Annotated in this window: 20 protein-coding genes and 1 tRNA gene; 8 read left to right on the plus strand and 13 right to left on the minus strand. The window is 55.5% G+C overall.

The features are described 5' to 3' along the window. Positions 1-241: 241 nt before the first annotated feature. Positions 242-1861 carry a sensor histidine kinase KdpD gene (locus tag JTM80_RS09660; protein WP_205371080.1) on the plus strand — a complete coding sequence of 540 codons (1620 nt, stop codon included), beginning with the start codon at positions 242-244 and terminating at the stop codon, positions 1859-1861. A gap of 395 nt (positions 1862-2256) precedes the next feature. Here JTM80_RS09660 and JTM80_RS09665 read toward each other — a convergent pair whose 3' ends face one another. From JTM80_RS09665 to JTM80_RS09685, 5 genes are all read right to left on the minus strand, one after another. Next, positions 2257-3234, minus strand: a complete 978-nt coding sequence (locus JTM80_RS09665; protein ID WP_172358295.1) for a DnaJ C-terminal domain-containing protein — start codon at positions 3232-3234, stop codon at positions 2257-2259. A 184-nt stretch (positions 3235-3418) separates the two neighbouring features. Continuing rightward, positions 3419-4048 (minus strand): AAA family ATPase, encoded by a 630-nt coding sequence (locus tag JTM80_RS09670; RefSeq protein ID WP_172358294.1) that lies wholly within the window; start codon positions 4046-4048, stop codon positions 3419-3421. Between the two features lie 47 nt (positions 4049-4095). After that, positions 4096-5385, minus strand: a complete 1290-nt coding sequence (locus tag JTM80_RS09675; RefSeq protein WP_205371081.1) for a glucose-1-phosphate adenylyltransferase — start codon at positions 5383-5385, stop codon at positions 4096-4098. A 301-nt stretch (positions 5386-5686) separates the two neighbouring features. Next, the gene (locus tag JTM80_RS09680; RefSeq protein WP_172358292.1) at positions 5687-6535 is read right to left on the minus strand and encodes an alpha/beta fold hydrolase; all 849 of its coding nucleotides are present in this window, start codon (positions 6533-6535) and stop codon (positions 5687-5689) included. A 580-nt stretch (positions 6536-7115) separates the two neighbouring features. After that, the gene (locus JTM80_RS09685; protein WP_172358291.1) at positions 7116-7286 is read right to left on the minus strand and encodes a hypothetical protein; all 171 of its coding nucleotides are present in this window, start codon (positions 7284-7286) and stop codon (positions 7116-7118) included. A gap of 445 nt (positions 7287-7731) precedes the next feature. Here JTM80_RS09685 and speY point away from each other — a divergent pair, with 445 nt between their 5' ends. Further along, the gene (gene speY, locus JTM80_RS09690; RefSeq protein ID WP_172358290.1) at positions 7732-8937 is read left to right on the plus strand and encodes a homospermidine biosynthesis protein; all 1206 of its coding nucleotides are present in this window, start codon (positions 7732-7734) and stop codon (positions 8935-8937) included. Between the two features lie 272 nt (positions 8938-9209). Here the strand turns inward: speY and JTM80_RS09695 are convergent, their stop codons facing one another. Continuing rightward, positions 9210-10094, minus strand: coding sequence for an Npun_R2479 family HD domain-containing metalloprotein (locus tag JTM80_RS09695; protein ID WP_172358289.1), 885 nt, complete (start codon positions 10092-10094; stop codon positions 9210-9212). Positions 10095-10729: 635 nt separating this feature from the next. Here JTM80_RS09695 and JTM80_RS09700 point away from each other — a divergent pair. Together JTM80_RS09700 and JTM80_RS09705 are read left to right on the plus strand one after the other, a co-directional pair. Next, positions 10730-10801: transfer RNA gene (locus JTM80_RS09700), tRNA-Gly, on the plus strand. 114 nt (positions 10802-10915) lie between these two features. Then, positions 10916-11335 (plus strand): DUF4346 domain-containing protein, encoded by a 420-nt coding sequence (locus JTM80_RS09705; protein WP_172358288.1) that lies wholly within the window; start codon positions 10916-10918, stop codon positions 11333-11335. A 78-nt stretch (positions 11336-11413) separates the two neighbouring features. On the opposite strand, the gene JTM80_RS09710 is transcribed toward JTM80_RS09705, so the two are convergent. The 4 genes from JTM80_RS09710 to JTM80_RS09725 form a co-directional block, all read right to left on the minus strand. Continuing rightward, entirely contained in the window at positions 11414-12151 is a 738-nt protein-coding gene (locus tag JTM80_RS09710; RefSeq protein WP_172358287.1) for a hypothetical protein, read from the minus strand. A 282-nt stretch (positions 12152-12433) separates the two neighbouring features. Further along, complete coding sequence (locus JTM80_RS09715) at positions 12434-13039, minus strand: hypothetical protein (RefSeq protein WP_172358286.1); 606 nt, start codon at positions 13037-13039, stop codon at positions 12434-12436. A gap of 322 nt (positions 13040-13361) precedes the next feature. Then, positions 13362-13457: a photosystem I reaction center subunit XII gene (gene psaM, locus JTM80_RS09720; protein WP_172358285.1), complete on the minus strand. Its 96-nt coding sequence runs from the start codon at positions 13455-13457 to the stop codon at positions 13362-13364. Positions 13458-13556: 99 nt separating this feature from the next. Next, on the minus strand, positions 13557-13727 hold the full coding sequence (locus tag JTM80_RS09725; RefSeq protein ID WP_172358284.1) for a hypothetical protein: 171 nt from the start codon (positions 13725-13727) through the stop codon (positions 13557-13559). 464 nt (positions 13728-14191) lie between these two features. On the opposite strand from JTM80_RS09725, the gene JTM80_RS09730 reads away from it, so the two are divergent. Beyond that, positions 14192-14908 carry a sugar transferase gene (locus JTM80_RS09730; RefSeq protein WP_172358283.1) on the plus strand — a complete coding sequence of 239 codons (717 nt, stop codon included), beginning with the start codon at positions 14192-14194 and terminating at the stop codon, positions 14906-14908. A 32-nt stretch (positions 14909-14940) separates the two neighbouring features. Here the strand turns inward: JTM80_RS09730 and JTM80_RS09735 are convergent, their stop codons facing one another. Continuing rightward, the gene (locus tag JTM80_RS09735) at positions 14941-16119 is read right to left on the minus strand and encodes a histidine kinase (RefSeq protein ID WP_172358282.1); all 1179 of its coding nucleotides are present in this window, start codon (positions 16117-16119) and stop codon (positions 14941-14943) included. Positions 16120-16514: 395 nt separating this feature from the next. On the opposite strand from JTM80_RS09735, the gene JTM80_RS09740 reads away from it, so the two are divergent. Continuing rightward, positions 16515-17177 (plus strand): dienelactone hydrolase family protein, encoded by a 663-nt coding sequence (locus JTM80_RS09740; protein ID WP_172358281.1) that lies wholly within the window; start codon positions 16515-16517, stop codon positions 17175-17177. A gap of 217 nt (positions 17178-17394) precedes the next feature. Here JTM80_RS09740 and psb34 read toward each other — a convergent pair whose 3' ends face one another. Together psb34 and codB are read right to left on the minus strand one after the other, a co-directional pair. After that, entirely contained in the window at positions 17395-17565 is a 171-nt protein-coding gene (psb34, locus tag JTM80_RS09745) for a photosystem II assembly protein Psb34 (RefSeq protein ID WP_172358280.1), read from the minus strand. 227 nt (positions 17566-17792) lie between these two features. Continuing rightward, complete coding sequence (gene codB / locus JTM80_RS09750; protein ID WP_172358279.1) at positions 17793-19082, minus strand: cytosine permease; 1290 nt, start codon at positions 19080-19082, stop codon at positions 17793-17795. A gap of 124 nt (positions 19083-19206) precedes the next feature. On the opposite strand from codB, the gene JTM80_RS09755 reads away from it, so the two are divergent. After that, positions 19207-19767, plus strand: a complete 561-nt coding sequence (locus JTM80_RS09755) for a hypothetical protein (RefSeq protein ID WP_205371082.1) — start codon at positions 19207-19209, stop codon at positions 19765-19767. A 106-nt stretch (positions 19768-19873) separates the two neighbouring features. Then, positions 19874-20272: a hypothetical protein gene (locus tag JTM80_RS09760; RefSeq protein WP_172358277.1), complete on the plus strand. Its 399-nt coding sequence runs from the start codon at positions 19874-19876 to the stop codon at positions 20270-20272. Positions 20273-20611 lie beyond the last annotated feature (339 nt).

Below are 20611 nucleotides of genomic sequence, written 5' to 3' on the forward strand. Positions count from 1 at the left end.
ATGAGGTGATTCATGAGGTGATTAGTGATAAGGCGCGATCGCTGTGCATTGGCCCAGATGGTGCCAGGCAAGTGTGCCAGGTAAGTGTGCCAGAGAGATGTACCAGAGAGATGTGCCAGGGCTGAATGCCTGTGGGTATACTGCCTCTGTAGAACCTCTCTAGGGGCAATGGCAGCCGCGTTTTACCTCACTGCTCTGCACTCATCGATATTGGAACCGTTTGTTTCCAGGACGCGCAGCCGTGCATAAGTGGTATCTACCCACCCTCAGTGAAGTCGTTGCCCAGGCAGAAAGCCCGGTGCGGCAGCCTGGCCCTGTGGCCCGGCAGCAGCTTAAGGCTGAGCGCGAATGGTGGGGGGCGATCGCCGCGCTGAACCATCTACTTTTGGAAACGCTCCCCTTTGACCCCAAACCTCGATCTTCCAAAGCAAAAGCCCAGGCTTTGGTGCTATCGGGGCCGCTGCCCGTGCTAGAAGCACCCGATGTGGTCGCACGAGTTGCCACCTGGAATTTCACGGTAAATGCGCTAGAAACCGCGTCGTGGCTTCCGTTCCGGCTGTTGCCCTCGGCCCAGCACAACGCCCCGCACGGCTCTACGGCGGCCACGGTGCCCCTCATGCCCAATGATCCGCTGGCGGCGGAGCAGTTTTGCCTGGTGCTAACGCCCACCTTTGGGCTGGTGATGGTGCTAGGGGAAGATCTGGAAGGCACGCCTGCGTTTATGCTGTCCTTTGACCCGGTGGTGGTGCGGGCGGCGTGGCAGGCGCTGCGGGCACGGCTGCTGTTCGCAGGGGCGGGGATCTTGGGACAGATCGAGCCACTGGTTATCCAGTTCATGCCGCTCGATCCCAATCGTCCCGACGATCGCCCCACCGCATTGCCCGACTATCGACTGGTTTCCCGGTTCAATCGGCTGATGCTCGACTTTTTGCCAGAGCCGCTGGAGTGGGAAGCCCATCCCAACTCGCTGCCGACTGTGGGCGATCGCTCCAGTGTCCCAGAAGAAGCGGCCGAGGTCGTTGAGGTGTCGCCCTTGCACTGGCTCCATGATGGCGAGGCGATCGCCCTGGGCTTGCAGCAGTCAAGCTCGACCAATGGAAACAATGCTAGCCGCAAGGGCCAGGCAGAGGCAGATAATCTGCTGAGCGCCAAGAGCGAACACCTGGATATGGAACTCTTGCAGGCGATCGCCCACGAAGTCCGCACGCCGCTGACCACCATCCGCACCCTGACGCGGCTCCTGCTCAAGCGCAAAGACCTCAGCCCCGACGTGCTAAAGCGCCTGCAAGTCATCGACCAAGAATGCACCGAACAAATCGATCGGTTTAACCTGATTTTCCGCGCCGCAGAACTAGAAACGGCTCCGGTCAAGCATCCGCTGATGCCCCTGGCCCCGGTGTCCCTGGCGCAGGTGTTCGAGCAAAACGTGTCCCGGTGGAAGCAGCTTGCCAGCCAGCGCAGTTTGACGCTCCAGGTCGAACTGCCCCAAAAGCTGCCGAACGTCGTCACCGACCCCAACCTGTTTGATCAGGTTTTGACCGGGCTGATCGACCGACTCACGCAGACCCTTGCGCCAGGGAGCGAAATTCGCCTCCAGGTGGAGCTAGCCGGACACCAGCTCAAGCTCCAATTTGAGGCAGAACAACCAGCCGCCGACCCAGCCGGAGCTAATCTGGGCTTTGTGCCACCGCTAAAATCGCTGGGGCAACTGCTGATGTTCCAGCCCGAAACGGGTAGCCTCAGCCTTAGCCTAGCGGTAACCAAAAATCTGTTCCAGGCGCTAGGCGGCAAGCTAATCGTGAAACAACGACCCCAGCGAGGCGAAGTGCTGACGGTGTTTCTGCCGCTGGAGTCGAGGTAGCCAAAAGCCTGGAATAGCTAAAAGCTCAATAAATCCGTGGCTTCATAATCCAAAATCGGCAATCTAAAATCCCCAATCCCTACAGCCCCGCGCACCCCATCGCGCCCACATCAGCAACAATCCATATCAGCGACAAAAAGAGGGACGTGCGGTAGGCACATCCCCTCAGGGAGTCAAGATATATCTCCAGAGTATGTAACTCGATCCAGGGGTGTCCTCTGTCTCAGGAGGTAAATGTGGGGCGCAGCTTTTCAGGAGCCAGCTTTCTGAATCAGCTTTAGGACTTACGCAGTTGGACGATTTCTCGCGGGCTGTGTCCGCAAGAAATCGTCCAACACCCAGCACACTTGTCACCAGTGCATAAGTCCTACAGCTTTCTGAATCGAAAATAAGGGCTAGAGCCGGATGTGCTTTAGTCCACTACGGGGGTCAAACGTCCGGCTATCGCGGATTTTTTCGTAGTATTCGCGCTCAGCAGGGCTGAGATCCTTAGGAGGCACGATGACGATTTTCACCAACTGATCGCCACGCCCGCCTTTAGGATTCACCCAGCCCTTACCTCGCAGCCGCAGCGTTTGGCCGGAGCGGATTCCAGCGGGCACGTTCATGGTCACGAGACCGTCTGGCGTAGGCACGTCGATGGCGGTTCCCAGCACGGCTTCATCAGGGGCGATCGCCACTTCACACACCAGATTGTCCTCTTCAAATCGGAAAAACGGGTGGGGCTGGATGTCGATTTTGAGATACAAATCTCCTCGCTGACGGGTATAGGGATTCATCTGTCCTTTGCCCCGCACGCGAATCTTGCTGCCCGGTTTGGCCCCCGCCGGAATCCGCACCTCGATTTCTTCGCTGCCCAAAATTAGTCGTTTTTGCACACCCTTAAACGCCTCCGATAGGGTCATGCTGAGGTTGGCTTCCAAATCGCCGCCCGCGCTGGTCGGAGGTTCGCCAAACCCACCAAACCCCCCAAAGCCCCCCGGTGGAGTGCCCGGACGATAGCCATAGCTGCGATCGCCACCCGGAACGCCGCCCGCAAACCGGCCCAGCAGCTCATTGATAAAATCATCGAAGCTGCCGTATTGGCTAAAGTCAAATCCGCCAAAGTCGCCCGGAGCGCCGCCGCCAAAGCCTTCTGCCTGTTTCCAATATTGCCCAAACTGGTCATATTTGCGGCGCTTGTCTGGGTCAGACAGCACTTCGTAGGCTTCGTTGATTTCCTTAAAGCGAGCCTCGGCTGCCGCGTTGCCAGGATTCATGTCAGGGTGATATTGCCGCGCCAGTTTGCGGTAGGCCCGCTTGAGTTCGTCGGCGCTGGCGCTTTTGCTGATTCCAAGGATGGCGTAGTAGTCTTTGAAGTCCTGAGCAGCCATCGGGTCATCACCTACTCTGAATTGACTGAATTGACTGAATTGACTGAATTACTTGACTTGCTGAATTGCTTGAATCGCTTGAATGGCTCAGATTCCTCGAATCGATCAAGCTACTTGAGCCAATGGGTTAGGCATACCAACTGGGGGGTGGCGACAACGCCCCTATTCCAACCCTATCAAAGCTTCAAGAGAATTGGGGGTGTGGTTTCCCAAACCGAGCCGAATCCCAGGTTGTAGGGTCTGGACAAAAGGCTGGCGGCAGGTGAATCAAGGTATCGAAGCCGTCGCTGAGGCTGGGTGGGGCTGTGGAGAGGCGGCAATGCATCTGCTCGATGATGGGTTCAGGAACCTGGCGATCGCGCTTTCGGTTTCGCTCCAAACACAGGCTCAGCGGCACATCTAGCCATAGCCCCGTAATGTGTGAAAAGCCACAGCGCCGCCCCAGTTGCACGACCTCCCGCCGCTGCCGCCGTGCTGCATTGGTCGCGTCGTAGAGCGTATGAGAGATTTCGTGAGACGGGGTGCGCGTAAGCGGCTTTGCAGCGTCAGACCGTCGCTTCAGAACGATTTGATTTGGACGAACGCCCGTCACCGCTCGAAAAGCCTGCTCGACTTCCTGCCAGATCAGCGGCCAGGGGCCCTGCGTCGCCTCGTCGCCAAACAGTCGCCCCCGGATCGCGTCTGTAGACACTAGCCGACAGCCATAGTTATTGACTAAAACCTGCGCCAGCGTGGACTTTCCGCTTCCCGGCAGACCAATCAGAACAATCAGATGAAAAACCGTTGGCGTTGGGGCAGCAGTGCGTTGATCCACAGCAGCAGAGTCTTGCCCTCCAGAACCAAACCCTAAGGTCTGAATCCTCAGATCACGGTTCCATCTGGAATCGTTGCCCCCTTGAGAACCACCACGATTCCGTTGCGGATATAGAAGCCGTATTCTTCGCGGGCAGCTTCTTCGACGTGATCCTTGTTCAAAATTTTGACATCGCAGCCGATGCAGGCGTTCTTGTCGATAATTGCCCCGCGAATCGTGGTGTTCGCGCCGATGCCGAGGGGCACTTTGCCATCATCGCAACTGTTCGAGCGCTCGACCAGGGGCTGATAAAAGTCTGACCCCATGATCAGCGTGTCTTGCACTACGCAGCCCGACTCGATGCGCGTGCGGATGCCCAGAACAGAGTGATGCACCTGACAGTTTTTTAGAATGCAGCCCTCGCCGATCATCGACTCGGTAATGGTGCAGTCGAGCAGCTTGCTGGGCGGGAGCGATCGCCCGCGGGTATAGATGGGAGCCTTTTCGTCGTAGAAGCTAAAGGGCGGATGGGGCTGTTGCGTCAGCGCTAGGTTGGCATCGTAGAACGAGCGGATTGTCCCAATGTCTTCCCAGTAGCCGTTATACAAATAGGCCTGCAGGTTGTAGTCTTTGGCAGAGGAGGGAATGATTTCCTTGCCAAAGTCGGTCTGTTCGGGCGATCGCCGCAGCAGGTCAAACATCACCTGCTTTTCAAACACATAGATGCCCATCGACGCAATGTAAGGCTTGAGCTTTGCCTCTTCGGGGGTCAGCCCTAGCACAGTAGTATCCACCTGCATCTGCTTCAGGGCCTCGCCCTTGGGCTTCTCGTAAAAGTCAATGATGCGTCCATCCTCATTGATCTTCATCAGACCAAAATCTGAGGCCCGCTCATTGTCCATCGGCAGCACCGAAATCGTAATGTCGGCCTTGGTTTCGCGGTGGCGCTCCACAAAATCGCTATAGTCCATGCGATAGAGGTGGTCGCCAGACAGGATTAGATACTGATCTACGTCGTAGTCCTGGAACATCCAGAGATATTGCCGCACCGCGTCAGCCGTGCCCTGAAACCAGTTGGGATTTTCGGGAGTTTGCTGTGCTGCCAGCACTTCCACAAATCCTTCGTGGAACCCCGAAAAGCTATAGGTACGGGAGATATGGCGATTGAGCGACGCTGAGTTGAACTGCGTCAGGACGAAGATCTTGTAAATGTCGGAATTGATGCAGTTGCTAACCGGAATATCAATCAAGCGATACTTGCCCGCCAGCGGCACGGCTGGCTTGGCTCTCAGCTTTGTGAGTGGATACAGGCGGGTGCCTGCACCGCCGCCCAGAATAATCGCTAATACCCTTTTCACAATGACCTCTTAACCGCCGTTTAACGCCTGTTTGATCCCCACGTTTAGTGTGATGCGACATGTGATCCTTTGCAAGGGGATCGGGGTAAAGAATCGAGACTTTTTTATCCTCCAAAAGGCGGATGTTTCTGGAAAAAAAGTGCTGAAGAAATATATTGATCTCCGAATCTGCTGAGAGAGTCACCGTGAGGTCTGCCCAGAGGGCCGCAGTGAGTCCCATGCCGACCACCACCGCGACACCTGCTGTGCTTGCCAAGTCACCGTGAGGTCTGCCCAGAGGGCCGCAGTGAGATAACCTGGGTCAAATGACGGTTCTCAGCAGGAAGGGCAGGATCGCTTCATTCACCTTGTCGAACCAGTCGATTTGCGGATAGTGCCCCACGTCCGGCAGTTGGATCAGTTCTGCTTCAGGAGTGGCTTGCACAAATGCCTCGGCCAGGCTGAAAGGCAGCCAGCGATCGCGCATTCCCCAGCCCACCAAAACGGGCTTCGTCCAGGCTTGAAACCCCTGCTCAATCTCGGCAGTAGCCTGCGGCAGGCGCAGGTTTTGCACGGCGGCAAACAGGGCCCGACCCGCATCCGAGCTTTTCAAAAAGGGGCGGCGATATACATCCAGATCTTCGTCTTTCACCACATAGCCCCCGCCGCCTTCGAGCGTCCGATCCACCAGCAGCGGGTCTTGGGTGAACATTTCGCCCGCCAGCGGCAGCCCCAACTGCTGCATCTTCCAGGGAAGTTTGGCGCGGCTCGTCACCGGGGCATTCAGGATGACCAGCCGCTCGATCTGGTCGGGATGGCGCAGAGCATATTGCAGCCCCACAGAGCCGATGAATCCCTGCACAATCAGCGAGCAGCGATCGATCCCCAAGGTGGTCAGAAACGTTTCCAGTGCAGTGGCGTAGGCATCGGGCGTGTAGGCAAAGGTGCGGCGGTCGGGTTTTGCCGAGGAACCAAAACCAATCCAGTCGGGGGCGATCGCCCCAAACCCCCACTCCTCCAGCGCCAACATCACACCGCGCCAGCTATAGCCCGCAGCAGGCAGCCCGTGCAGCAGCACGACAGGCACTCGGTTGCTCGCTGTATCTCCTTCTACTGCTCGATAAAACCATTCGAGCTGCCCACAGGTCAGCGTTTTCTCCTGCACCGCCATGACGTTCTCCTTCGTTCCAGAACAGCAGGTGGGATGAGCTTACCGCTGCGGGGGATCAGAGGACAAGCGAAAGCCACAGGAGAAACAGGACAGACGCATCCTATGGCGACCGAAGCCCTGCTTTACCCGCCGGGAGCAGCGCTTGCTGGACTGCCTATTCTATATCGCTCATGTTGCTGAGATAGGCTTTGCGCTTGGGATTGGCGATTTCCGGCAGGCGAGTGCCTCAGGGCAGGATAGAACAACGGAATCACTTCTGCCTCTCTTCCCTCCTTGCGTCCTGAGTAGGCGTTTGCCCTGCTCTATCACCCATTAGCCTCTGGTCGTTTGCGAGAAGGATGTTAAACTGTAGACTGACGTAGCGCTAAAGGGTTGCAAGCCGTTGAAACTCCTTTCTGCTGGAAGTCGCCTCTGGCTTCTCTTCTGGTACTTGGGAATGAATCTACAGCGAATTCGGCTTTCCGATCCTGCATTGTCCTGGGCAGACCGCTGCGAAGGGCCCAGTATGCGCTGATCGACCTGCAACTTTAGGTTTGTTTTTATCCATCTGCCTGGGGCCTCCTGAATTGGGGTCGGCTTCTTACAGAAGGTTGAGCAAACTGGGTCGATCTGCACTCCATATCAAAGTTTTTGAACGGCTAACCGCTGGATTTCGCAAAACGGGCGATCGCGCTGCTTCTTCCACGAGGCGCTCGATCACTTGCGGCAGTGCGACAGGGTCTCCGGCGATCTGCTCAGGCAACAGGGTCATCCTGTTCTGGAAGGCTTCTGCCTGCACTTCTGCCAGTGCCCCTGACGAGCTTGCAATCTGTTCGAGATTCCCTGTTTTGAGGAACCCTGAGGGGGTTCTCGCTGTCCTGCCGCGCCGATGAGGTCTTTGAGACAAAATATTTCACCCGCCCTGCGTAACCGCACCCCGTTCAACTCTCTCTTCTGAGCCGACTGGTTTTCGCCGACTGGTGTTCACAAGTTTTCTGCTCTAGTTCTACATCTGACTGCCTGACACATCTCTGGAAACCCCTGATTTCTCGTAGGGGACGCTGGCCCAAAAGCTCCTCTGACCAAGCCCTCCGGCTCCAACTCAGGAGCTATGGGCTTCGATCCCAAGACAACGAATTTTCTGGGCTTTCGGGACTTGTGTCAGGCAACCAGGTTCTACATTCACAATTCACGCCGGATCTTATTGGGAAAAAGCCATGACCAAACTGCTTAGTCGTCAAATTTCGCCTGCGCCGCTGTCTGCCAATATCGGCATCACTGACCTAATTGATACCTACTTCACGGCTTACAACTCAGCCCGTCTGCGCGAAGCCTGTCATCTGCTCAGCCGTGACATCATGCAACCGGGCGTGACGGTTGCCCTCAGCCTATCCGGTGCGCTCACACCTGCGGGGTTGGGGGTATCCGTCCTGTCGCCGCTGATGCGCCACGGGTTTGTAGATTGGATCATCAGCACGGGCGCAAATCTGTATCACGACTTGCACTACGGGCTGGGGATGGAGCTTTATGCCAGCAACCCCTTTGTAGACGACGTGAAGCTGCGCCAGGAAGGGCGAATTCGCATCTACGACATTGTGTTTGGCTATGACGTGCTGCTGGAAACGGATGCGTTTATCCGGGAACTGCTGCGCTCTGAGCCATTCCAAAAGCGCATGGGCACGGCAGAATTTCACCACCTGTTGGGCAAATACATCAACGCGATGGAAAAACAGCTTGGTGTGAAAAATCCCTGCCTGCTGTCTACGGCCTATGAGTGTGGCGTGCCGATCTACACCTCTTCTCCGGGCGATAGCTCCATCGGCATGAACGTCGCAGCCCTAGCGCTGGAAGGCTCGAAGCTGGTGATCGACCCATCGCAGGATGTGAACGAAACAGCGGCGATCGCCTATGCAGCCCGCAACTCTGGCATTCCTGATGTAGAAGGCAAGAGTGCTGCACTCATCCTCGGCGGCGGCAGTCCCAAAAACTTCCTGCTGCAAACCCAGCCCCAACTGCATGAGGTGCTGGGGCTAGAGGAGCGCGGGCATGATTACTTTGTGCAAATTACCGACGCTCGTCCCGACACGGGTGGACTTTCCGGCGCAACCCCCAGCGAAGCCGTGAGCTGGGGCAAGGTTGACCCAGAAGAATTGCCCAGTACCATTGTTTGCTATACCGACAGCACCATCGCTCTGCCGCTGATAGGAGCCTACGTGATCAACCAGTGCGAACCGCGTCCGCTGAAGCGCCTCTATGATCGCCGCGAGGAAATGCTGGCGACGCTGCAACGGGACTATCTGGCAGCCCGTGCGGAACGAACTGAGGAAAAGGTAGCCGCTGCCATTCCCAACGCTAAGCCTGTGCCCAAACCCGAACGGGAGCCTGTGGCCACCTATCCCTGCGGCACGCCCATCCGTCGCTAGGCGGGTTCAGGGCTGGCTGAAAAGGTATAGAAAAGGTTGGCTTTTCGGGCGTTTCGACCTCGAAAAGTCAACCTTCTTCTACGCATCACCCTTCCACGCAAAATCTAGGGCATGTTTTAGAACTCTTCGATTCCCCCTAGCCCCCCTTAAAAAGGGGGGAGCCGAACCACTCCGGAAGTCCCCCTTATTTCTAGCGAAGCGGCGCGTAAGCGCGGGGATTTAGGGGGATCGACTCAAGGCAATCAACGACCTAGAAAGTTTTAAGACACTGCCTAGTGGGTTGCGCTGCCTACAGGCTGATTTTCGGGATGGGGGGTGGAAAGCTGTCCCCCTGGCTCATGCTCGACTACGAACACATTGGAGTAAAGGTTAGCAATGATCTGTTGCCCCTGCTGCGTCAGTGAAAGATACTTCAGACCATCTTTCACATAGGGATAGACTCCGTTCCAATAGAACTTAGGATAGTTTGCCCGCAGGTCACCCGGATGGCGATAGCCCAGCGCCTTGTTCACGCCTGTTTCTTCAAATTCGTAGTAAAGTGCCCCAATTTTTTTGAGATAGCGGGGATCGCTCAACTGGCCAATTAAATCCGCAGCCCGCACCAGCCCTGGATAGTGTATCGTATCTTGGTGGTCGTCGTCGTGGGGCACCGGGAAGCGGGTCAGCTCGATGTTGCGCTTTACAATAGCGGAGTCGATCTTCTGGTTGCCGCCAAACCGCTCGTCGATGAAGAGCTTGGCACGATCGACGTGGTAGGGCGTTAGGGCTGCATCGGATGAGCCTGGTGGCAGGCTGATCATTTCGCCGTTTTGCCCGGTGGCATACCAGCCTTCGCGATCGCTCCGACAGACCCCTTTCACGTAGCCAATATCGTGGCACACCAGCGACACGATGAAATGCAGCCAGTCATCGGGTGAAACACCACCCTCGCGGATGTGTTTGCCACGCAGGATTTCCTGACCCACCAGCGTCACCAAGATTGTGTGTTCGACATTGTGATAAAGTGCGTCGCTGTTGGCAATGTTCTCCAGCGCCATTGCCCCGACCCAGCCGATAATATCTTCATAGCCAGCATTGAGACCGCCATAGGTATGGTGATATCCCTCTTTGAGCTTGGTCACAAAATCAGAGATTAGGAGTTCAGTAGCGTTAAACATTGCGAATCGCTCACAGCGCTACAAGACAGCAGGAAGAAGGGCAACAGCGATAAAGACAACAGAACACTAAGTATTCGGAAAGTATTCGGACAGGAGGCAACCTAGAAACTGTTAGATTCAGAGTACCCACTTCTACGATATAGATACCGTAGCGTACCTAGCGGCAGATGGGGGGTGAGATGGAGCATCTGGGGCGATCGCCCGCATCACTGGCATTGTGATCTGAGATCACATCTTGCAGATGAGAGGTCGCACCCCTTAATCTGCGCCTGTTTCAATCCCTCCATTCCCCGATATTCAATAGCAGCAAGCAGAGATAGCATCAAGCGAAGATAGTAGCAAGCAAAGATATTGCTCCCGTTTCCATTGATCAACCCTTCATTCAAAATAGACGAATAGAGCGGGTTAAGGGAGTAAATATCAGCTGATTTTTAATTTTTTTAAAATGGGAAGAATTCCCTTGGAAAATAGCCGTAGTCCGCTCTATTTAATTTAAATCAGACTGAATTTGTGATGATTTGTTGCATGGGCGATCGCTCATTTTGATAGCACTCGTTCATATAAACTTATCCATAAACTACCTCCCCCATCGCACGATCAGTGTTCAGGATGCTATCCTAGAAGTCTCCAAAAATGCGGGTGTAGTTCAGTGGTAGAACGTCAGCTTCCCAAGCTGAATGTCGTGGGTTCGAGTCCCATCACCCGCTTTCAATCGCATCATCACATCTATATAGCCCATCCGATACTCTGCTGGGATGCGATAGATTAGGGGTTGGGCCACCCTTCAATATCCGTAGCTTCCGAGAACCTGTACCTTTGTTATGAATCAAACTGCCGAACAAGAGTTGCGTCCTGAGGCGATCGCGCTCCGCAATGAATACGCCGCTCTAGATGACAAGCTGTCCAATCGCTACATTGAGCTAGATCCCCAGGGCTATTTCATTATTTATGTGGATCGGGATGCCAAGCTGATTTGTGCAGACCATTTTTCTAACGTTATCAACGACAAAGGACTGGCCTGCGATCCCGAAACTGGGGAGCCGCTGCCTTGTAGCGGCTCTCTAAAGAGATTGCCCACGGCAACCTTTCGCGGGCGCACCGCCAAGGAACTCTGCATCGAAATTTTTGAAAAAGCGCAGCCTTGCCCCATCAGCCATCTTGACCACGCTGCCTATTTGGGGCGTGAATTTGTGCGGGCAGAGATAGCGCTGCTGTCCGGGCAGGACTATGTGCAAGATTAGTGCGAGATTAGCTGATCAGAGCGATTGATCCCAATCAATTGATCCCAATTGACTCTGGGAATCTGGGAATCCGGCAAGCTAACCTACCTGCTCCACCGCCAGCATCTTATCCAAGCTGTCGGGCTTGTAGGAATCGGGCGGATAGCGATCGAGGTGGCGATACAGCGTCTTGGTTCCAGAAATCCGACAGGAAAACAGTTCTACGGCTGCGTGTCCATCGGGATAGAGGCGCACCTTGGGCGACAGGTCTTTGGGGATCTCGGTTCGCCACTGCCAGTTATATTTGGCAGGGATGCCCTCGATGAGGTGGTGGTAGGCCCAGTTGCGGCGATCGCCCAACACGCCCAATTCCTGAAGCTCTCGTCGCAAGATCGATGCCAGCACAAACGAAGCCGCCGAGCGATCGCCCTCAATGGCTTCCATGACGTGGCCGAGCGCTCCTTCTGGCCGGGGAACTTGAGCAATGTTGTGTTTCTCTTTCACGGCCTTTTCAAGCTGGGCTGTGGTGCCAAATTCTTCTGGCACAGCCCACACCACCCCAACCCCACTGCCCTCTGCTGAGCGATACAGATAGCTCACCAGGCGAAACCCTGGCTTTAGCCACAGCCCCGGCATTTTGATCAGCGGGGCAGCAGGGTTTACCGTGCTGATAAACCACTGTTCTTGCAGAATCGGCGAAAGGGTTGTGACGATGGGCGTTCCCGAAGAAAATAGCCCGCTCAGGTCATCGATGGATTCCGGCTCTGGCAAGTCGTCTAGTGTTTCTACCACCTTTGCCTGCTGCTCGGCATCAGGCAACGCCAGGGTCGTCTGCATGTATCGCCTGATTTTGAGGAGCGTGGCTAGGGGGAATTTTTGAATCGACATGATCCAGGGGCACCATTCCAAAGAGAGCAGGGGTGACCTGTTAGGCGGCTGAAGCTGTACCTAGCCCATCATAATCAACCCAAATCGACATCTAACTCCAGGCAAATCGGTAGACGCAGGGATTCAGCGTAACCCGGATTGATAATCTCCGTAAAAACTAGCACCCTTAAACAGCCCTTGAACTTGGCTCCCCTCGTGGCAGCGCGATCGCCCTCTAGCCAATTCCAGAGGCTACCACCCCAGAGGGGCGACCGATGCCTGACTCGGCACAGCGACCGGAGCCTGAGCGGGTGCAGGATTAGAAACCATATTGGTCGGAGAAGCGTCTGGCTGGCTGGGCGCAGGTGGGGGAACGGGTGTTGTGTCTGGCGGCGTGACGGGCAAAACAGGGTTGGCTGGGTTTGCGACGCTTGTGGGAGCGGCAGCAGGGGTAGGGGCGATCGCCGCGTCTGGAGTGGGCTTTACCCAGACGACCGGACGTTGGCCAATGCCAATGCGGCCGGTTTCTTCCTGCATCACGCTGCGGGCTTGCCCTGCATCAAACTGGCGGGCAAAGGTTTCCTGGAGTCGATCCACGCGCTGCTCTAGTACCGTCACATCTGACTGGAGCTTGTTGAGTTTGTGCTGTTGGCTGATGTTTTGGGGCAGCAGCCGGACAATCGAGGCGATCGCCACCATCCCTACCACGACATTCACGGCTAGCCGAAGGCTGGCTTCAACCGCAACCGACTGATGGGGATTACGCCGCTGCCGGAGCCTGCGTCTTGGGCGGGGAGCCTGCTTGCGAACTGGCTCGATAGGGTAAAGCGGCGGGCGGGAGGGTTGAATCGCATTCATGCTAGCAGTTCATATAAAAAACGGGGCGATTTGACCGGTAGCCCGGAATCTACCCCAATATAATCGCTATGCGAAGCTCTGGCACCTCTCGCGCCGAAACTTAAGACCTAAATTTGGCAATTTAAATCTGGCGACCTAAATTTGGCAACCCAAACTTGGCGATCTAGGCGATCTATATTAAGCCTGAAATCTGCTATTTAAGCCTGAAATCTGCAAGTCTGAGATCCCGGCAGGCTTGTGAGAGGTTTGAGTGAAACCTGAGAGGGCTGAGTCGCCGAGCAGCAGTGCCCAGCAGAGACTCAGCCCCCAACAGACTGATGACTTACTTATACAGCTCGGTCGAAAGCCGAAATGCCAGCACCGCAGGCAGCAGAGCAATCACCAGCGCTGTAAGAATTTGAGTATCTGACAAGGCCATTTTGTAACACTCCTAATAACAAACAACACGCCAATAAGCGTGCTACTGTCCATCACTTTCGGCTAAATCGGGAGCATCGGGAACATCTTGTCACACAGTTTAATAATCTGTGATGCCGTTTGCAGGGGTTGCCCAGGAGATTGGGGCGAGAGATTGGAGCGAGAGATTGGGGCGAGAAATTGGGGCGAGAGATTGGAGCGAGAAATTGGGGCGAGAGATTAGGGCGATCGCCCATTCACCGTCTTGCCCAGTCGTTCGCTGTTTCTGCATATAGCTTCAATGACATTGCCTCAGTGCATTGCCTCAGGACATTGCCTCAGTGCATTGCCTCAGTGCATTGCCTCACCTGATGAATAAGGTGGAAGCATGAACTGAATAAATTGGAAACATGAACGCTGCTGACTGTTTCCGTGCAGGGGCAAGCGAGTTGGCCTGTAGCAGGATGCATAACTAGGGTGCGTGATCCGGAGCGCCAGATCAAGGCAGCCTGTTTCTACCAAGCACACCATTGCTTAACATTTCGTCTTAATCGCTTGATGGAGCGTTCATAAAAAGCTTCACGAAGACTTTAAAAACATGGGCTACTTTCGGGCTTCTGCAAAGATTCCGTGAAGACGTTTCTGCTGAACCTTTGATCCATAAGCGCTTGCTATATATTCCTGCACGAAAGGGTTTTTACGTATTTATGCGGTCTTCTTCCAGCAGGGTTGTTACTTCAAAAAGGGTTACTACTAATGTCTCGCTATGCATCTCCAGATTCGCTCCAAGACTCACTTAGCTCCGTTTCAATAGCGCCCGCTCTGCACGTACAAACACCTGATCGCCTGCCCCACCCCTCTGTAAATCACTGGTTCAAGCGATCGCTCGATATTCTTGGCAGCCTAGTTGGGCTACTGGTCTTAGCAATTATCTTTGTGCCCGTGGCGATCGCCATCCGGCTCGATAGCCCCGGCCCCATCTTCTACAGTCAGCAGCGCTGTGGCCTATTAGGGCGCTGCTTCACGATTTACAAATTCCGCACGATGGTTCAAGGTGCCGATCGGATGCAGGAGCAGCCGGATAGTCTCTCCGATGCGGCAAAGGGAAAACCTTTTAACTTCAAGCGTGGCCGCGACCCGCGGATAACTCGCGTCGGCTGGTTTCTCAGAAAAACGAGCATCGACGAGTTTCCTCAGTTTCTCAACGTCCTCAAAGGCGAGATGAGCTTGGTAGGCACTCGCCCGCCCACTCTGGATGAGGTCGCCAACTATGCCGACCATCACTGGCTGCGACTGAATGTAAAGCCTGGGATTACGGGCGAGTGGCAGGTGAGCGGACGGTCGAGAATCGATGATTTTGAAGAAATTGTCAAGCTCGATTTGCGGTATCAGGCGCTCTGGCACCCGCTCTACGACCTGTCGCTGATTCTGAAAACCATCCGCGCCGTGCTATTTGGCGTGGGCGCAATGTAGGGCAGGGGCGATCGCCCGTTTGCCCGCGCCCTTTAGGGCCGATAGACTGGGAGCGTAAAGTGGAAGCAGCTTCCGGCTCCCAGTTCTGAATCGACCCAGATTTGCCCGTAGTGCGCCCGCACGATGCGCTGACAAACCGCCAGCCCAATCCCATAGCCGTCTTGCGTGGTATCTCGCTCCAGCCGATAGCTGTCTTCAAAGATGCGATCGCGATTTTCAGCCGGGATACCTGGCCCATCGTCGCAGATGCTCACCTGCACCTTTTGCGTTGTGCGATGCAAGGCCGAAACTTGGATATGACTGCCATTGGGCGTGTATTTCACGGCGTTGTCTAGCAGATTTACCAAAACTTGCCGCACCCGATCGGGGTCAGCATATACCGCAGGCAAATCGCTGGGGATATCTGTAGAAATACTCTGCGCCTTGATTTGCAGCTTGGTCTGAAAATCATCTACCAGACTGAGGCACAGCTTGCCCAGGTCAAACTTGCGAGGCTGCACGTTGAGCTTGCCGCCAGTGCTGTTGGCGGCGTGGAGCGTGTCTGTAATCAGACGGTCAATCGTCTTCGCCTGCGTGCGGGCATGTTTGATGAGCTGACTCATGGTTTCTGGGGTCAGCCGCGACTCGGCGTAGATTTCTCGCATACTGCTGCCCAGTTCCAGCGTTTCCAGCGCAATGGAAACCGCCGTGAGGGGATTTCGCAGGTCGTGGGCCAGCATTGCTATGAGTCGGTCTTTGAATCGAAGCTGTTCCTGTAGTTCCTCTTTTTCCTGATTCAGCCGAAAAATCTCATCCGACAGGCGAATTAGCTCAGCCGAATAGGTGACGGAATTGGGAACTGGCAGCGACTCTATCGCCATTGGCAAGGGCGACGTGGAACCGAGGCTGATCCGGTTTTCCTGGGCAGACTGTTTCCAGCGCGACCACCAGCTATCGATTTGGGCGATCAGGTTGCTGCCAGCCAAGGTTTGGCGAGGCTCTGGGTAAATTTTGATAATGGCCGGCGTGGCAATCAGGCGAAAATGCTCGGCTAGGTGCGGTTGCTCCCCCACATCTACCACTTGCAGGTCGAATGGATAGTCTGCCGCTAGCTCTTTGAGGCGACTGCGAATCTGCCGAATCTTTTCGACGGAGCTAGGGCGCTTGTCTACAAACAACAGCAGTTGCAGAGACGGTTCGGCGCGGTCGGGTGGAGTGGATAAGGCCTCCATATCGGCTACATCACAACGGATGGGATCGGGCGAGCAAACGGAACGTCGGTAGCGCTGTGTTTCAAGTAGGCTGGCTGGAGTTTGAGGAAGGCAGTCGTAAGCTGAGTGCAGGGTTAGAGTGACTTTGGGGGCGATCGCCAGGATAACCTTCTGGCACAGTTCACAGCTTAGGCATGACTAAGAATTGTCAGGGGAGGACACGCCATAAATGCAGCCCGCACGCCTTGTGCAATGCAGCATACACCAAATTACTAAATATTTTAACCTTTTGCAGGGCGGCTTAGGGATTGATTTTCAGCTAACTGTTCGCGCGAACTCTTGCGGGGCAGGACATTTCGAGGCTTTACTGGGTGAGGTTTCTTGAATGGCGACTTGATTTTTAGCTGGCACAGGTCATGGGAACAGAAATTGCAAATCGAGGATATTTGGCACTGCCGTCGGGCGGCTCTGGACCGGGGGTAGTGGTGCTGCAAGAGTGGTGGGGATTGGTTCCCCATATCAAAACGGTGACGGATCGCTTCGCCGAAGCGGGGTTTGTGGCGATCGCCCCCGATCTGTACGATGGCGAAACGACCACCTCACCCGATGAAGCGGGGCGGCTGTTTATGGCGCTAAACATTGAGCAAACGGCTCGTAAGCTCGAAGAAACCCTCCAATATTTGCAGGAGCATCCGGCAGTAACGGGCGATCGCTTGGGCGTGGTGGGCTTTTGCATGGGCGGCCAGTTGGCGCTGCTGGCGGCAACCCTGAGCCAGCGCGTGGGCGCAGTGGTCGATTTCTACGGCATCCATCCCAACGTGCAGCCCGATTTCTCGAAGCTGCGTGCGCCTGTGCTGGGCATTTTTGGGGAAAACGACGGGTTTGTGACTCCAGAGGCGGTGCGATCGCTAGAGGCAGCCATTCAACAGGCGGGTGGCTCCATCGAAACCCACACCTATACTGGAGCCGACCATGCCTTTTTCAACGACACCCGCCCGGAGGTCTATCAACCCGATGCCGCCGCTGATGCCTGGGATAAGACGCTGAGCTTTTTGCGGCGAGAACTGGCGACAGCCTAGCAGAGAGCAAGGGGTCGCCTGGAAAAGCACATTCAGGACTTACGCAGTTGGACGATTTCTCGCGGGCTGCGCCCGCGAGAAATCGTCCAAAACCCAGGAAACTTATCGTAAGTGCGTAGATCCTGACATTAAAAAGCACATTAAAAAGCCGAGTCCTCCAGAGCTGAGCCTGGGGCGCTCGGCTGTTTGATTGGTTCAGGGTGTGCCAAAAGACGGGCTAGGACACAGAGACGGCGATCGCCACGAGACCGCCCACCAGCACCAGTGCGCCGATGCCAGCAATGAGATAAATCGTCTGCTGCTTTTTGCTGGGTGGCTCAGCGGTATACATTTTCGGCTCAACTGCAAAGTTGTTCAGGCGACCGCCATCTTCTGTGGTGTAGCGCATACACTCAATCCTTTTTCCTAGATATTTGTTAATTTTAGCAACTAGTTATGTCCATACTCCCGGCATTCCTTTAGGGAAGTTTAAACATTGGATGGAGTTTAATAAGCCTAAAAGCGCCACACCTAAAAGCGCCACAAGAGATACCCTGCGGCGCTTTGACTAGAGTGTTGGACGGACGGGGTGGGGGAGATCGCCCGTTGCTAAACGTCTCCCACTTTGGGAAAAAACTACATTTCCGTCACCCGGATGGGCTGAGGAATCACCTTGGTCAGCACCGCGTAGAGAATCGCCGCCGCAATAATCCCATTTAGCGGGCCAATGCCGATGCCCGCAGTGCCCGTAAAGTAGGCAATGAGCGCAGCAGCAATATACGAAATCACGCCAGCCCAGTTGAACGCAGGCAGGGGAGTATCCAGCGAGGGAAACTGACCCCGGTGGCGCAGCCAAAAGTCGGTCATGATGATGCCCCCAATTGGCGGGATCAGCGTGCCCAACAGCAGCAGATAAGTAATCAGGTTTTCATAGATGCCCGTCAGCGCCAGCAGCAGCGCAAACAGTGCCCCGCCCAGCACAAAGGCATGGCGCTTGGTAGTGCGGAAAAAGTTGGTTCCCGCCACCGAGAAGGCATAGATGGTGTTGTCTTGGGTCGTCCACACGTTGAGGATCAGCAGAACCAGGCTACCCAGCAGCAGGCCTTGCTTGGCCATCGCCGCGATCAGGTCTTCGCTGCCATAGACCAGGGTGGTAAAGGCTCCCGTAAACACCAGCAGCCCGTTGATAAAGAAAAACGCCAGAAAGGTACTCCAGATGGCGTTTTTGGGCGTGTCGGCAAAGCGGCTCCAGTTGGTGGATTGGGTGCCGCCGGAGATAAAGGTAGACATCACCGTGGCGATCGCCACCCCAACCCCCATCTGCTGGGCGGGCTGTAAGCTGGCCAGGTCGCCTGCATCGCCAAATCCTCGAATCAGGCTAATCGCCATCAGGATCAGCATTGCGGGCACAGCGATACGGCTAAGCCAGTCCATCGCCGTATAGCCGATATAGGCAGTGACGCAAAAAGCGAAGGTAAAGAACACTGTCAGGAAGACCTTCATTCCGTCTGACAGTCCAAACTGCTTCGTGAGCGCATCGGCGATAAAGGCGTTGGTCACGGCATACCAGCCGATTTGCGTAAAGCCCAGCACAAAATCGACCCAGCGAGAGCCGATATTGCCAAAGCTGAAGCGCGACATGAGAACGGTCGTCAGCCCGCTCCGCTGGGCGATGTAGCCCATTGCAGCGCAGTAGGTTCCCAAAAGTAGGTTGCCAATTAGCACAATAGCCAGCATGGTGGAAAAGGGAAATGCTGAGCCAACTAGCCCACCGGCAAACAGCGTGGTAGAGGTGAGCGCAAACCCCATTAGCAGCGGGGCCAGCGACCAAATGGGCTTGCGGGCCTCGAAGGGCACCGCCGAAAGCGGATAGTCTTCCCCGGCCTGACTGCGATCCACGTATTGTGAATCTGACGAAATACTCATACGACTTCAATTCCTCCCCGCGTAGACTCTATATTTATAAAGCTTTTATGGCGGTATTCTCGGTTCTGTGTTCAGGAAGAGAGGTATTGTAGGTTACAAATTCACTTCCAAGGCGATCGCACTCATGATTCCTAGCGACATCACGACGCTTTTGATGACCCTGTTTGGCCCTGCGGTGCAGGCTGCCGAGCCAGAATCCTGGCAAGTCGAGATCGGCAACTTGCGCCTGCTGGTGCTGCTTTCGGAAGACCAGAGCTGGCTGCGATCGCTCGTTTCGATTGATTCGGCGCAGGCGGCTGCCCCCTATCTTGCCCAACTTCTGGAGGCAAATTTCGATGAAACCCAGGAAGTGCGCTATGCCCTCTATCAGGGCGTGCTGTGGGGGGTCTATCAACATGCCCTGGCCAGCCTGACGGTGGAAGATTTTCGAGCGGCGATCGCCCGTCTGGTGTCTCTGCAAGAGCGCGGGCTAACCCCCAGCTTCGACCGTTTGGCCGAAGCCCAAATTCGCCAGATCATTCGCGCTGCCAAGCAGCAAGGGCAGTCGATGGAGACCACGCTGCAAACCCTAGAACGCTTCTATGCTGAGGGCATGATGGGCAGCCTGGAGGCGGGGGCTGCCGAGCGTGACCAAACGCTGGGCGCGTGGCGCTATCAGCTAGAGCGGCTGTGGGACGAAGAATAGCGGAAAGCACCTGGGGCAATGAGTGCCAGCATGGGTCGTAATGTGTCGTATTGTTAAGGAGTAATCACTGACGCAACCGTGACTCACACCAGAGGCGCAACCAACGATGGGACAGCTTGAACGCCTGCTGCTGATGGCAGAAGATGAACTGACGCAATACAGCACCGATGCCCGCAAGATGGAAAAGCTGCGGCAGAAGATTGCCCTGTCGGTGTCGCGGGCTGAGCAGCAGCAGATTAAGGAAACCTTGCTGGCAGAAATGCCTACGGGCGGCCTTGCCAAGCTTGTGGAAACTCAGCGTCAGGCCGTGGCGCTGCCGCTGTGGGGCATTGCAGGGCTGGGCCTGCTGTTGGGCATTTCGTTTATGCAGCCTGTCGATTTTTTGGCGACGATTGTTGGCGGGGCGGGGGCGATCGCTGTTCAAAAGTGGGGCTGGTCGCTGCAAGCCAAGCGCCTGCTGATCAACACGCTGGAAGAGTTGGAGCAACGGATGAAAGGCGGTTAAGGGGGCTAGGGCAGGGAGATCTGCTGGAGCTTGGATTTTAGAGTTGGCAAAGGGGGCGATCGCATCGGGAATTGCCCCAGATGCTGCTGTAGTTAACCACACTGACGAAACCGCTTTCGTGAATAAGGTACTGGAAAGACTGGTCTAGTGAGTAGCCAAGTGTGGCCGCTCTCCTGCTCGGTTGCTCGGTTGTTGGCTGCCAAACTGGCCGCGTCAGTCAGGGATCGCATCATACCCCGCCAGAGTGGAGTGAACGCTGTTCTGGCAGGCTCGACTGACGAACCCAATTGTTTTTATAAAAACTTGACCCAAACGCCGCGCCGCTGCTCGGTGACAGAG

The organism is Thermoleptolyngbya sp. PKUAC-SCTB121 (assembly GCF_016919485.1).
GTDB classification, from domain to species: Bacteria; Cyanobacteriota; Cyanobacteriia; order Elainellales; family Elainellaceae; genus Thermoleptolyngbya; species Thermoleptolyngbya sichuanensis.